We start from the raw sequence: 14757 nt of genomic DNA, 5'->3' as shown, positions 1-14757 counted from the left end.
TCGGGCGGTCATTTGGCTCGCGCCGACTGCCAACCGACGAGCCACACCCCGGCCAAAATCAGGGCGATACCGACGAGTTCCACGAGCCCAACCGATTCCTGCAGCACGGCTACCGACAACGCGACGGCCGCGACGGGCGTCAAATTGCCGAGCACCGAGGCGCGCGAGGGTCCGATCCCCTGCACGCCATACAGCCAGGCCTGCTGCGCCACCGCCGTGGCGAATACCACGAGATAGGCAAGGGCCAACCAATCCGGCGTGGTCACAGAGGCCGGGCCTGCCTCCAGCATTTTCCGGTCCGTCCAGAGGAGGGGTAGTTGAAGAACGGTGGCCACGAGCAGCGTAGTCCAATTGACCGTGAGCGGCGACACGCGCGCCATGATGGACCGGCTGCCGATACTATATAACGCCCAACTCACCACCCCGCCGAAGACCAACAATCCGCCGAGGAGGGGCTGTTCGCCGGCTGCTTGGAATCCGGCCACGGACACCAGCGCCACCCCCGCGCAGGACAAAACCCCTCCGGCCCAGACCAGCCGCAGCGGGACATCTTGTATCAACAATGCCGACAGCAGTGCCGTCACCACCGGTGCTGAACCGATGATCACACCTGCAACGGCGCCGCTGACAAAGCGCAAGCCATAGAGGATGAGGAGGTGGTTACCCAGCACTCCAAGCCCAAGCAGGAACAATGTTCGGAGATCTGCGGCGTTGAACGAGGCCAAGCGGCCTTCCTGCCACCACCACGTCGCCAGCACAATGATGAGCCCGCCGATATCGCGGAGCGCGGAAGCTTCGACGGCCGAGAACGCGCCCAAGGCGAGCTTCTGCGCAACGATCGACCCTCCCCACAATACGGCCGCCAACGATAACGCCGCGTAGGCGGTAGTTTCGGAGGACTGTGCGCTGGCCTTGTCGCCCTGGCTCATCCCCGTTTTCTCACCACCAGAATGCCGTCGCGGATCGGAACCAACACCGATGTCACACGGACATCGGCCGCCACCACCCGATTGACCTCCTGAATCGCCGCGGTCTTTTCGTCGGGCGGAGGTTGCTTCAATACATCGCCGTCCCACAGTACGTTATCGATGAGAATCGCCCCGTGCGGCGAGAGGAGCTCAATCGCGCGGCGATAGTAGTTCACGTAGTTGAGTTTGTCCGCATCGATAAAGACCAGATCGAAAGGACCGGTCAGTTGTTGCAGCGTGTCGAGGGCCGGCCCCATTCGAATGTCGATTTTGCCGCCATGCTCAGACCGGCCGAAGAAGCGCCGCGCCACCGCCGCCGACTCCTCATCCACTTCGCAGGTGACGACTCGGCCGTCGGACGGCAGCGCCTCCGCAAAGCAGAGCGCACTGTAGCCGGTGAACATGCCGATTTCCAACACCCGGGTTGCCCGCACGAGCCCCGCCATCATATGCAGAAACGCCCCTTCCAACGGCCCGACGATCATGCGTGCATATTCCATCGTCCGTTCGGTCTCTTCGCGTAATGCGCGCCGGACGGGCGATTCCGGCAGGGAATGGGATTCGGCATACGTCTCGATGTCGGCGGAAACCAACTCGGGCATCGTTTCACTCCACTGAGGGGTTATGCGACAATACCTGACAAATGCCGCGGATCATACCACGGACCCGGCGGTGGAAGGAGTCAGACGTGAAGAACCTCGCAACCTTGGAACCGCTTTCGACCCGCTTGCTGGAAATCCAACGCATCAATGCCGCCGCCTCGGTCTTGTCCTGGGACCAGGAAACGTACATGCCCGTCGGAGGGGGCCCCGCGCGCGCCGAGCAGATCGCGGTGTTGCAGGGACTGGCGCACCAAAAACTCGTCTCCGACGAGATCGCGGCCTTGCTGTCGTCATGGGTAGACCCGACCACCGGACAAGCAGCGGAGCAAGGGCAGGAGTCCTGGGACGAACCATCCCGATCCCTCCTGCGCGAGGTCTGGCGCGACTTCAGCCGCGCCAAGAAGCTGCCCTCGGCCTTCGTCGTGCGTCTGAGTCGCGCCTGCTCGTTGGCTCAGCAGGCGTGGGTCGAGGCACGGACGGCAAGCGACTTCAAGGCCTTCCTTCCTCACCTCTCGAGTCTGTTGGCGATGAAACGCGAGGAAGCCGATTACCTCGGCTACAAGGCTTCCCCCTATGATGCGTTGCTCGACGTCTATGAGCCCGGCTCGACCATTGCCCAACTGACTCCGCTCTTCGAACAACTTCGCGCACGATTGGTCCCGCTTTTGAAACGAGTGACACAGAGCGCCGTCTCGATCGATCACAGGGCGCTCACGCAGCACTTCGACAGCGCGCGTCAAATCGAATTCGGCCGGCTGGTGCTCACGGCCATGGGGTATGACTTCGAGCGAGGCCGGCTGGACCTCTCCGCCCATCCCTTCACTACATCGTTTCATCCCACCGATGTGCGCGTGACGACCAGGGTCTTCGAGGAGGATCTGCCCTCCTGCCTCTTCAGCTGCATCCACGAGGGCGGCCACGGGCTCTACGACCAAGGCCTCGATCCCCGCTATTACGGCACCCCGTTGGGAGAATCCGTGTCGCTGGGAATTCATGAAAGCCAATCACGGTTGTGGGAAAACTGCGTCGGCCGCTCACGCCCCTTCTGGCGGTTTTTTTATCCGATCCTGCAGCAGACCTTCCCCGAACAGTTGCGGCACGTGGGATTGGAGCAGTTCTACGTCGCCATCAACCGCGCGCAACCGTCGCTGATCCGTGTCGAGGCGGACGAGCTGACGTACAACTTGCACATCATGCTGAGATTCGAGATCGAGCGGGACCTAGTCGAGGGACGCGTGCAGCCGGAGGACCTGCCCGGTATTTGGAACGAAAAGATGCGGCATGATCTCGGAGTTGTTCCAGATCGAGACGCCGACGGGGTGCTGCAGGACGTGCATTGGTCCATGGGAGCATTCGGCTACTTTCCGACCTACACCATGGGCAACCTCTACGCCGTGCAATTCTATGAGCAGGCCGCGCGCGAACTGCCGCATCTGGAAGAGGACATCGCCGCGGGCCGGCTGATGGGATTGCGACGGTGGCTGGAACAGAAGATCCATCGCTGGGGGCGCATGTTCACCCCAACGCACTTGTGCCAGCGCATCACGGGGACAAGTCTCGATCCCGAACCATTCCTGCGCTATGTCGAACGGAAATACTCCGAGCTGTATCGACTCAGCTGACCTCGTGCACGAAGTTGGCCGGCCAAGGCCGGACCAACTTCCATGAGTGATGCTATTTCTTCAGTATTACTACCGTCGAGATAGAGCCTAACGGCCCTACTGCGCTCACGTATAGATCAGGTAAAGTCGCTCGTCGATTCTGTATTCCCATCGTCAGTTGCATCGTTCATGCAGACCCAGTCTCGGCACATGATATTCGGGAAGGATTTGCGCGTTCTGATGTCGATCGGCCTGACCACCGGCCTGATTTGCTCGGCTGATATTGCGCTCCCCCTCGGCCACATTCCCTGGATCCTCTATTTTATTCCGCTCGCCCTCAGCTTTCAGATGCGGAATCGGCAAGCCCCCCTGCCCTTCGCGGCTCTCTGCTCGCTGTTGATCTGCGCGGGCTTCGTATTCTCACCGCCCGGGACCTCGCTCTCGACCGCAACTTTCAATCGACTCACCGGGGTGATGACGCTCTGGTTCGTCGCCTGGTTCCTTGTGCGACTTCGGATACGACAGGACAAGCTTGGACAGACCGAGGAACGATGGCAGATTCTAGCCCACCATACCCATGACATCCTCTGGGAATGGGACATCACGACCGATCGCCATTGGTGGAGCGCCAACGCACGAGCCCTCTTCAATTTAGACTCGGAGTCGGAACCGTCGATTCGAGCCTGGGCATCGCGACTGCATCCGGATGAGCGCCCGAGGGTGACGGAAAACGTGCAACGAGCGATTGCCGGCAGCGACTCCGGCTGGGCCGACGAATACCGTTTCCGTACGGCTGATGGGTCCTATCGCAGCTACTTCGATCGTGGCACGATCCTCCGGACGCCGGACGGCAAGGCGGTGCGGATGATCGGGGCGATGATCGACGTAACGGATCGCAAGGAACGGGAAAATGCCCTCGCCTTCTTCCGCTCCCTCCTGGATCAGGCCACCGACGCCATCGAGATCATCGACCCGGCCTCGGCTCGTTTTTTAGACTGCAACGAGCCCGCCCATGCCGATCTCGGCTATACCCGTGAAGAATTTCTGCAGCTCTCCGTCTTCGATATTGCGCCGCACTTCGACCCTGAAGTGTGGCGGGAGCGAATTCGATCGATGCCGCCACAGGGATCGGTTCCGACGGAATCGATCCACCGACGCAAGGATGGCTCGACCTTTCCTGTGGAAGTGAGCTGTCGATTGGTGCATCTGGATCGCCCCTACATCCTGGCGATCGTGCGCGACGTCTCGGTTCGCAAATCCACCGAACAGGCTCTGCGGCTATCCGAACAACGCTATCGCGACCTCGTGGAACGCATCGACGGGATCGTGTGGGAGGCCGACGCCAGCACCTTTCAGTTTACATTTGTCAGCGGCCATGCCGAAACGTTGCTCGGTTATCCCGTTCAACAATGGTTGGATGATCCGCAATTCTGGCCTAACCATCTCCATCCCGACGACCGGGCCGCGGCCATCCAGTACTGTCACGATCACACGGCCAGAGGCGCCGCCCATAGCTTCGAATACCGCATGATCGCGGCGGATGGCCGCACGGTGTGGGTATATGACAGCGTAACGGTCTCCCTGATGGACGGCAAAGCGCAAACGCTGCAGGGTGTGATCCTCGATATTACCGAACGCAAACACATCGAGGCGGCATTGCGTGAGAGCGAAGAGCGCTTTCGCCAGGCCTATCATCATGCCTCACTGGGGATCTCGACCGCAGATCTTGCCGGACACATCAGTCAGGTGAACCCTGCTATCTGCGCCATCTTAGGCTATGAGGAAGGGGAACTGCGCGGCCGCACCTTCCAATCGTTGACACACCCCGACGACTTGCCCGCCAATCTTGAAAGAGTAAAGAGCCTGCTGGATGGTCGGGCGACTCGCCAGGAGTTCGAAAAGCGATACATCCGCAAGGACGGCACCCATGTGTGGGCCACGGTCAGCATCTCTCTGATTCGATCAGCCGAGGGAATCCCATCTCACCTGCTGGCGATGGTACGGGACATCACGGATCGAAAACTTGCCGAGGAGGCCGCACGTCACCGGCAGCAAGAACTCCGCCTCCTACTCGAGGAATTCCCGGCCATCCTTTGGACCATGAGCCCGGATTTGCACTTTACCTCCTCGACCGGTCGAGGCCTGACGACGTTGGGGTTGGCGCCCGATGAGATCGTGGGCCAGTCGCTGGAGCAATTTATGACCGGCCTTGGCGCTCTCCCTCCCATACTGGAACAACACCAGCGCGCCCTCAAGGGAGACCGCGTCACGCTGGAACTGGCGACGAATGTCGCGACGTTTCATACCCATGTCGAACCGCGCTTTGACGGCCATGGACGAATCGTCGGCACTATCGGCGTCGCCATGGATATCACCGACCGTAAACGCAACGAAGAAGCGCTCCGCATGAGCACGAAACGCCTACAGTTGGCCTTGAGGACCTCCGAAATGGGAGTGTGGGAGTGGGATGCGGCAAGTGACCGAATCTACTGGTCCGAAGAATGCTTCAGCATTTTCGGTCTCCGATCCTTTGAAGGCACCCTGCAGGCCTTTCGTCAACTTGTTCATCCCGACCACCGTGAAGCCTTCAGCGACGCCTTGGAGTATGCAATCGCGGCCCACACCCCTGTCACGCTGGAGTTCCAATTCATTCGCTCTGACGGCGCCGTACGATGGGCGTCCAACCTCGGCCAAGCCACCTACGATCAGGCCGGCCAGGTCATCCGCTTTACCGGCACGGTCCAGGACGTCACTGCGAGAAAAGCCGCGGAGACCGAACTCCAGCAGGCCTACGATCGTCTTCGAGACGCCACCCTCCGGCTGACCCAGGCCGAAGAATTCGAGCGCGGACGGATTTCACGTGAACTCCACGACGAGTTCGGTCAAGCTCTCACGGCGCTGCAGTTTGACCTGTTCAGCCTCCGTAAGCGCCTGGAGTCCGACTCCATTCCCAGACACGATCCCGCGGTCCTTAACCGTATCTCAACCATGATTACCCTGACCGAACGCACGATGGCGGCCATCCATTACATGACGACCATTCTACGCCCTGCCATGCTGGACGAGCTCGGACTGTTCCCGGCCTTGCAGGCGAGCGTCGATGAATTTTCTTTCCGCACCGGCATCAACTGCGAATTCACAGCCGGGCCGGACCGGGCCGCGACGCCCGTCGATTCAGACATTGCGACCGCCGCCTATCGCATCATGCAGGAATTGCTGACCAACGTAATCCGGCATGCCAACGCATCGCACGTCAATATTGTCTTGGATATTCAAGACGGCCAGCTTGAATTGGAATTTCAAGACAACGGCATCGGCATCACTCCCAACCAGATAGACGCGACCACGTCCTACGGCATCCAAGGCATGCAGGAACGGGCGGCATTGCTTGGAGGATCGTTCACCATCACCGGCAGGCCGGGCACCGGGACCAGAGCAGGCCTGACGCTTCCCCTGACCCGGCAGCAAGCGATGCAACCACGCCATGACTAGGACTCACCACCAACACGCTCATCCCCTTCGAATCCTGCTGGCCGACGATCATGCCATCGTCCGACAAGGGTTGAAGCAGCTACTGGAACAGGAATTGGTCTCGGTGCAGTTCAGCGAGGTGGAAACCGGCCAGGGGCTGATGCAAGCCGGACAGAACCATCCGTGGGATCTGGCCATCATCGATATCAATCTGCCGGACAAGAACGGCTTGGATGCCTTGAAGGAAATCAAGATTCTCCGGCCGGAGCTCCCCGTCCTGATCCTCACCCTCTACCCGGAGGCACAATATGCCACCCGCGCGTTGCGGGCCGGTGCGGCAGGGTATCTGACGAAGAGCACGGCGCCGGCGGAAATCACCCTCGCCGTGGACAAGGTGCTGGCGGGTGGCCGATATATCAGCGCTTCCTTAGCGGAGCGGTTAGCCGACGAACTCACCAGGCGCGCCACACCCGCACCAACAGCACTGCACGAGTTGTTGTCGGACCGCGAACTTGAAGTGCTGCGATGGATCGCCCGAGGCAAGACCGTCACGGAGATCGCCGACCAACTATCGTTGAGCTTCAAGACCGTCAGCACCTACCGTGCTCGGCTCTTGGAGAAACTACATTTGAATACCACTGCCGATCTGATCCGATACGCGCTCGACCACCACTTGGTCGAGTAATCAGAAGCCCCAACCGGCCGCGCACATATCAGCTTTCCTCCTACAGCGACCAGCGCAATCTTCTGCCAAGAGATGCCCTGTCCTTCTGATTTCGATAAAACCACTGTTGTGATTGAATATACAGAGTATTTCAGGAGATCGTTTGTTGAATCTGAATGAGACAGCCTAAGGCCCCAACCCCCGATCCTGTGCCGCATCTGCCCCCCCTCTGCCTCGACGTAAACCAGGCATTGGAATCCCCAATGACCGCAGTTTCTATGGACTGCTGCAAGTCCGTTGTTACCAGTAGGAAGCCGGTCACGGGCCCGGCCTTCCCGTTTTCCTACGCGGTCCTTACAGGACCAACTGCCCAAGTAGACGCAGGGCCGTCTAGCCCTGCCAAACCGGCTATGTGGTCTGCTACACAGTCGCATGAATGTACGCTAAGGTGATTTCCTAGTGCAGACTGGTCAAGGGATTGGAGGCCGATCACGATCCCGAACACAGGGCCTACTGAAACGCCCCCGGCGCATCAGAAAGACAAACATCCTCCCAACATCCCGATCATCCCTGCGCCGTACTGCCGACCGTGGCTCCCATTGGCCCACGGAGCCCAGCCCATGAATATTTTGATCGTGGACGACCATGCCATCGTCCGCCGCGGCCTGAAGGAAACACTCGCCGATATCCTGTCTTCCGACCACCCGGCACTCCTGCTTCAGGAAGCAGAACATGCGCAGGAAGCCATCGACCTCGTTCAGAAACAGCGTTGGGACCTGGTGCTCCTCGATTTGAGCCTTCCGGACCGAAGCGGATTGGAAGTGCTGCGCGAGATCAAAGCGACGCATCACAACATGCCGGTTTTGGCCCTTAGCCTGCAGGCGGAGGACCATTTTGCCCTGCGTGCGTTGAAGGCAGGCGCCTCTGGTTTTCTGAGCAAAGACAAGGGGATCAAAGAGGTATCCGCAGCCGTACAAAAGCTCCTGGCAGGAGGGCACTACATCAGCCCCGAACTCGCCGAGCACTTGGCCCTCGAAGTTTCCCACCGACATACTGCTGCGAAGGGCCAGACATCACAGATCCACCGCTCACTATCGGACCGGGAGTTGGAAATCCTCCAATGGATCGCCAGAGGCCGCCGCCTGACACAGATCGCGGGCCACCTGAACCTGAGCGTCAAGACCGTCAGTACCTATCGCTCCCGGATCCTTACCAAACTCGGCATGCAGACGACCGCCGAGCTGATCCGCTACGCCGTTGATCAGCAATTGACCTGAGCGTCACGGCCCGCGCCGAACGAGGATTTTTCTGACAGCACGGCCAGCTGTAATCCTGCACTACTTTCCGCATTCATCCGATTTCAAGAATCCCGTCTATCATGTGTAATTGATTATAGAATCGGTCGCGGCATCAGCCGACCACCACTTTCAAAACCGAGGGCTATGACTACCATCCTGCTGATCAATGCCGATGAGACCTTGCGTCGAATGGTCGGACTGGCTGCGCCGGCCAAAGACCTGGCGATCCGCCACGCCGGCAGTCTGGCGGTCGCGCAAATCCAGGCGGCATCCCAGCCTCCCGACTTGGTGATTGCACGCTCCGTCATTAGGGACGACCAAGGCCCTGAGGAACTGGCCGAATTGCGACGAACGTTTCCCGACGTCAAAATTGCGATAGTCGCGGTGCTACACGAGCCGGCCCTTGAGAGCGAAAAATTCAAGACGGTCGCTCAAGCGCTCCGCCTCGATTACTGCCTGATCGAGCCTGTAGCCCCCGCAAGCCTTCAACTCACCCTGCAGTCGGCACTTGCCTCGAGGCATCCACAATCCGTGGCAACCGGACACCGCAGCAACGCCTAACCCATACCCCGATCGATCCAAGAGAGGTATAATGCCGCGCAGGGGCGATTCTGCCCTGTTCGTCGGCATTGCTATGACTGCACTGGAATCTCTCAGCCTACTCATGAGAGGCGCCCGCTGGTGCCGCCCTCTCACCGCCGGCCTGTTCATCGCCATCTTCGTCCTCGATTGCTATATCCCGCAAGGTTACTCCGTTCCCACCCTCTACCTGCTGCCGGTGATCCTCACACATTGGCTCACGAGCCGTTACGCCCCCGCCCTCGGCGCCGCCGCGATGACCCTGCTGACGCTGGCCGGCTTGACCGTCTCGCCGGTCGGCAATCTCTCTGCCGCCTACTTCAACCGCACCTTGGCCATCGTCGCAGGCTGGGTCTTGGCGCTGTTGTTGGTCCACGTGCGTCAGCGGCAAGAACGATCGGAGTTCGAAAACCTCATCGCCCAACGGACGGAGGCCCTGCAGCAAACGAACGCGGCACTCGAGCTGCAGATCACGACCCTCGCCGAGACAGAGAAAGTGCTCCGCGAAACGGAGGATCGGTTCAGCCTTGTCGTGTCGGCCACGCAAATCGGCATTTGGGACTGGAACCTTCGAACGAACCGAACATACTACTCCCCCCTGTGGAAACAGAGCTTGGGGTATGCCGACCAGGAGATATCCGATTCTCCTTCCGAATGGGAAACGCGGTTGCATCCGGAAGACCGGGAACGGGCCTTCGGACTCGTCAATCAGTTCCTCTCCGGCCAGATCCCTACCTATCGCCTGGAACATCGACTCCGACACAAAGACGGTCGATATCGTTGGATACTGACCCATGCCACGCTCCTCCGGGACGACCAGGGCGTTCCTGTCCGCATGACCGGATCGCACCTAGACATCACCGAACAAAAGCAGGCGGAGCAGGCCTTGCGCGAAAGCGAGGAGCGCTATCGCGGTGTGATCACGGCGCTGGCCGAGGGCGTCGTCGTATTGGATCACACCGGGACCATCGTCTCCTGTAACCCAAGCGCCAGCCTCATCTTAGGCGTCCCGGCAGACGTGCTCGTAGGCCGAAACGCCTCGGATCCGTCCTGGCGGACCGTGCACGAAGACGGCCGGCCATTCCCTGCTGAATCCCATCCGGTCATGGTGAGCTTGCGTACCGGAAAACCGCAAGCCAATGTGATCATGGGGGTCCGCCGGGAGGATAACCGGCTTGTGTGGATTTCCATCAATACCGAAGCCTTGGCTCGTAGAGACGCGACGGAGCCCTACGGCATTGTCGCCTCATTCCGCGACATTACCGCCTGGAAAGAAACGGAACATCGTCTCCGCAGACAAGAGCAGGAATTCCGTGTCCTCGCCGACAATGTTCCCGGGTTCTTTTCCTACGTTGATCGGCAATACCGATACCAGTTCGTCAACAAGGCGTATGAAACGTTTTTTGGACTGGCAGCGGATCGCATCCTCGGGCAGACGATGATGCAATTGATGGGGCGTAAAAATTTTGAGTACGCCAAACCTTATGTGGATGCGGCACTGTCAGGGCAAACGATTTCGTTCGAGTACCATATGTCCCGCTCCGACAAGCCGAGTCGTTGGATGAAAGTCAACTACGTGCCGGATACCAGATCCCAGGGGAGCGCCCAGGGGGTGTATGCGCTGATCACGGATGTCACCGCATCCAAACAAGCCGAGTCGGCGCTTCGACAGAGCGAATCGATCCTCCGCAGCTTTTTTGAAAGCGGCGTCCTTCTCATGGGTGTCGTGGAACTCTGCGATGACGACATCCTGCACATCACGGACAATGCCACCACCGCGGCGTTCTTCGGCACCACCCCCGAAGAGATGCACAACCGAACCGCCACCGCACTCGGAGTTCCCCGTCACATCGTAGACGAATGGATTCGACACTATCGGGCCGCGGCTCGAACCGGAGCGCCGGTCAAGTTCGACTACGAGCATGTCAAGGAAGGCAAAACCCAGCACCTCAATGCAACCGTCTGCTCCATTGGACGAGGGCCCAGCGGGTATCCCCGCTTTTCCTACGTGGTCGCCGACGTCACCGAGCAGCGCATAGCCGCCGAACGGCTGCACCGCAACCTCACTCTGCTCTCAGCGATCACGAACGGAACGACCGACGCAGTGTACCTAAAGGACATGGAGGGTCGGTATCTCCTGGCCAACCCGGCTGTGGCGGCGGCAGCGGGCAGACCGATCGACGAAATCGTGGGACACACCGACTGGGAATTGTTCTCTCCGGAGACAGCCCGTCAGTTGACTGATGATGACCATCGTGTGATCGCCTTGGACAGCACCCAAACGTTCGAAGAAGAAGTCACTACGGCAGACTTTGCTCGAACCTATCTCTCCACCAAGGATGTCTATCGGGATGAAAGCGGCACGGTAATCGGCGTGATCGGCGTGAGCCGGGATATCACCGAACGGAAACACGTCGAACGGGAGCTACAAACAGCAAACGAACGCTATCGCGACCTCTCACGGCGACTCATCGAGATTCAGGAGGAGGAGCGGCGGGCTATCGCTCATGATCTGCACGACCAACTGGGGCAACTGCTGACAGCGATCAAGTTGGAACTCAGCAGTCTCAAGAAGAAGCTACGCAGCCAGCAACCCGCACCCGGCCTCGAATCGCTTCTGGCGCAAGTCGGCTCATCCCTTCAGTTGGTAGACCAGGCCATTGATGCCTCTCGCCATGCGGCCATGGGGCTTCGTCCGACTCACCTGGACGACCTCGGCCTCGTCGCGGCCATTCAATGGCTGGCCAAGGACCTAGAGACCCGCTCAGGCATTCTATGCGAATTGACGACGTCGCCTGATCATTCCACGTTTCAACTTGGTGAAGCCATCTCAACCGGCTTATTTCGCATCACCCAGGAACTTTTAACCAACATCGCCCGCCATGCGGAGGCGTCAGAAGTCCATATCTCATTGACCCAGACAGCAGAATCGCTCGTGCTGCAGATCGAGGACAATGGGGCAGGTATCGCGACGGAAGTCGCCGCCAAGCCCACCGGGCTTGGGCTGCGCGGGGTACGGGAACGTTCCTCACTCTTGAACGGAGAATTCTCCATAGACGGCGCTCCGGGTAAAGGTACGACGGCCGTTGTGCGGATCCCACTTCACCAGGAACGCGGAGCGAATGCGACCGTGGACTCGCAAGCTTCGGAGGTGCGGCCGTGAATATCCTCCTGGTCGACGATCACGCCATCGTACGAAAAGGACTCCGGCAAGTCTTGGCAGAAGAACTGCCGTCACCAACTTTCGGCGAGGCCGGATCTGCCGCCGGCATGCAACAGGCCCTCACCAAACACAAATGGGACCTTGTGATCCTCGATTTGAACCTTCCTGATCGGCACGGCCTCGATGTGCTCAGAGACCTAAAGCAAACACGTCCGCAACTCCCCGTCCTTGTCCTCAGCCTCTATCCAGAAGAGCAGTATGCCACACGCGCCATTCGGGCCGGCGCTTCAGGCTACGTCACCAAGGACAGCGCACCGGAGGAGTTGACCACGGCAGTGGAAAAAGTGCTATCGGGAGGACGGTACGTCAGTCTCTCGCTGGGAGAGCAGCTTGCCCATGAACTGTCGGATCGCCCCACGACCAGGCCGCGTGCACTGTCGGACAGAGAATTGCAGATCCTTCGGTTGATGGCGGCAGGACTCACCTTGACGGAGATCGGTGATCGCCTAGCCCTCAGTGCTAAGACCGTCAGTACATATCGCGGCCGGCTGCTGGACAAGCTGCGGCTGCGCACGACCGCCGACCTGATCCGCTATGCCGTAGACGCCCGACTCGTCGACTGACATCCTCCGTCTCATGTTCTACCCCCTGCAATCATACTACGAATTACATCGTAGGATTCCGCCTGACGCAACAACGAGCTAACTCCTGATTTGTGCCCATGACCGCTCGTGCCATACTATTACATGTAGGACTTAAACTCCCTGTCTGGCCGGCCGCCGAGGCAGGATGATGACAACGACACCCTAGTTAAGCCTGGGAGGTTGCGACTTCCTAATGACGAAAAAAACGCGTGTATTCAAGAAGCCCAAAGTCACATTGATTAGCGCGCCGCTCTCACCCTATCAGCGTCCCATCGAGCTGACCAAACGCGAGCAGATGATTTTGGAGCGGGTATGGCTTGGCGCCCAAAATCAGGATATCGCGCGAGAACTGGGCATCAGCATGCGCACCGTGGAGGCGCACCGCGCCATGATCATGAGGAAGTTCGGCGTGACAAACGTGGCTCAGTTACTGAGAACAGCGCTTCTGGGTGGATTTCTCGAGCTTCGTTGAGCCGCGCCCTCTCACGACGGAATCAATAGCCCATTGCAGCATTGAGTTTGGCGGTGAGGCCGCCAGGCAGACCGAATTGAGCCTGCACCTCAATCCGCGCCGGCACGAGCAGTGTGGTGTGGAAGACGATGTCCCGGATCGGGATTTTGAATTCGGGCTGCTGCGGCGTACTCAATTCGACGGACTCGACCGATTGGGTGATGGCAGTCACGTCCTGCGGTCCATAGGTTGTGAGGACCGCCTGCAAGATTTCATAGATCTTCTGGTTCGTTTCGCTGGCCTCAATCCCTTTCTGCAACAGCGGCAACACCTCTTCCCTCGCCTGGTCGGAAATGCTGAAATTTTCGATTCGCTCCTTCCGCCGGAGCGAGGTCAGATCGTTGTCCAGATCTTTGCTGAAGGCGCCATAAGCGAAGCGGAAAAATTCGAAATGGAACCCCTTGAATCCCTTTCCGAACATCTGCAGTTCAGCAAGAAAGCACAGTTGCTGCAGCTTCACGTCGCTCATCAACCCGTAGGGTTCGACCTGCGCCAGGACCGATAACAGCAGCACCCGATCGACCGTCATTTCCTGCGGTTTCCGCATTACCAAGTTCCTCCCATACGAAACATCGTCCGAATATAGCAGGATCGCAAAAACGTTGGCCAGCACCGCTGTCGCGCGTGTCCCGTCACATCACGCAAGCCGAACTCGTTCGACACAGTTCAATTCAGCCACTCGCTCATGGCCTCCACTGAAACACCGCCCCTTGACCAGCTGAGGCTCTTTCGTTTTTAATGGGGCGCTTACACAGCCGGTTCTGTCATGAGAAAAACTGACAAAGAAATGGATGCCCTCCGCCAGCACCTGGCGAAGCATCAGTTGAAGCTGACCCGCCAACGAGAACTCATCCTGACGGCTTTCCTTCGCCAGGAACACGTCACCGCCGAGACGATGTACCACCAGCTCGCGAAAAAGGACCCGCATCTCGGCCTGGCGACCATCTATCGCACACTGAATCTCTTTTGCGAGGCAGGCATCGCGCAGGCACGACATTTCGGTTCGCAAACCCAGTACGACAACGTCTCCCATAAGGGACACCATGATCACCTGATCTGTACGGGCTGCGGAAAGATTGTGGAGTTCGAAAATTGCGAAATCGAGCGGCTCCAGGAGGAAGTGGCGACCAAGAATGGGTTCGTCATCCAAACGCACCGGCTTGAGCTCTACGGCCTCTGCGTGCACTGCCGCCATTGACGGCCCGTCTTTTTTCAGGTAGCATATTGAGACGGGTTATCAATTTCAATTATCTTGC

Annotated in this window: 12 protein-coding genes; 9 read left to right on the top strand and 3 right to left on the bottom strand. The window is 59.1% G+C overall.

The window, feature by feature from the left end; all coding sequences use genetic code 11:
• Positions 1-8: 8 nt before the first annotated feature.
• Complete coding sequence (locus tag KF814_16565; GenBank protein ID MBX3237760.1) at positions 9-929, bottom strand: EamA family transporter; 921 nt, start codon at positions 927-929, stop codon at positions 9-11.
• Positions 926-1570 carry a class I SAM-dependent methyltransferase gene (locus KF814_16560; GenBank protein MBX3237759.1) on the bottom strand — a complete coding sequence of 215 codons (645 nt, stop codon included), beginning with the start codon at positions 1568-1570 and terminating at the stop codon, positions 926-928. Before KF814_16560 ends, KF814_16565 begins: the two co-directional genes overlap by 4 nt.
• A 41-nt stretch (positions 1571-1611) precedes the next feature.
• On the opposite strand from KF814_16560, the gene KF814_16555 reads away from it, so the two are divergent.
• The 8 genes from KF814_16555 to KF814_16520 all read left to right on the top strand — a co-directional run bounded on the left by KF814_16555 (position 1612) and on the right by KF814_16520 (position 13462).
• Positions 1612-3192 carry a carboxypeptidase M32 gene (locus KF814_16555; GenBank protein ID MBX3237758.1) on the top strand — a complete coding sequence of 527 codons (1581 nt, stop codon included), beginning with the start codon at positions 1612-1614 and terminating at the stop codon, positions 3190-3192.
• A gap of 168 nt (positions 3193-3360) precedes the next feature.
• On the top strand, positions 3361-6663 hold the full coding sequence (locus KF814_16550; GenBank protein ID MBX3237757.1) for a PAS domain S-box protein: 3303 nt from the start codon (positions 3361-3363) through the stop codon (positions 6661-6663).
• Complete coding sequence (locus tag KF814_16545) at positions 6656-7327, top strand: response regulator transcription factor (GenBank protein MBX3237756.1); 672 nt, start codon at positions 6656-6658, stop codon at positions 7325-7327. The genes KF814_16550 and KF814_16545 overlap by 8 nt, the downstream gene beginning before the upstream one ends.
• Positions 7328-7926: 599 nt before the next feature.
• The gene (locus KF814_16540) at positions 7927-8583 is read left to right on the top strand and encodes a response regulator transcription factor (protein ID MBX3237755.1); all 657 of its coding nucleotides are present in this window, start codon (positions 7927-7929) and stop codon (positions 8581-8583) included.
• Between the two features lie 165 nt (positions 8584-8748).
• Entirely contained in the window at positions 8749-9165 is a 417-nt protein-coding gene (locus tag KF814_16535; protein MBX3237754.1) for a hypothetical protein, read from the top strand.
• 31 nt (positions 9166-9196) lie between these two features.
• Positions 9197-12346, top strand: coding sequence for a PAS domain S-box protein (locus tag KF814_16530; protein ID MBX3237753.1), 3150 nt, complete (start codon positions 9197-9199; stop codon positions 12344-12346).
• Positions 12343-12969 carry a response regulator transcription factor gene (locus tag KF814_16525; GenBank protein MBX3237752.1) on the top strand — a complete coding sequence of 209 codons (627 nt, stop codon included), beginning with the start codon at positions 12343-12345 and terminating at the stop codon, positions 12967-12969. The genes KF814_16530 and KF814_16525 overlap by 4 nt, the downstream gene beginning before the upstream one ends.
• A 214-nt stretch (positions 12970-13183) precedes the next feature.
• Positions 13184-13462 carry a hypothetical protein gene (locus KF814_16520; GenBank protein MBX3237751.1) on the top strand — a complete coding sequence of 93 codons (279 nt, stop codon included), beginning with the start codon at positions 13184-13186 and terminating at the stop codon, positions 13460-13462.
• Between the two features lie 22 nt (positions 13463-13484).
• Here KF814_16520 and KF814_16515 read toward each other — a convergent pair whose 3' ends face one another.
• Positions 13485-14048: a hypothetical protein gene (locus KF814_16515; protein MBX3237750.1), complete on the bottom strand. Its 564-nt coding sequence runs from the start codon at positions 14046-14048 to the stop codon at positions 13485-13487.
• Between the two features lie 219 nt (positions 14049-14267).
• On the opposite strand from KF814_16515, the gene KF814_16510 reads away from it, so the two are divergent.
• On the top strand, positions 14268-14699 hold the full coding sequence (locus tag KF814_16510) for a transcriptional repressor (GenBank protein ID MBX3237749.1): 432 nt from the start codon (positions 14268-14270) through the stop codon (positions 14697-14699).
• Positions 14700-14757: the final 58 nt, after the last annotated feature.

The organism is Nitrospiraceae bacterium (assembly GCA_019637075.1).
GTDB lineage: Bacteria > Nitrospirota > Nitrospiria > Nitrospirales > Nitrospiraceae > JAHBWI01.
Note: the sequence above shows the minus strand (reverse complement) of the source record. Positions and strands in the feature narration are given on the sequence as shown.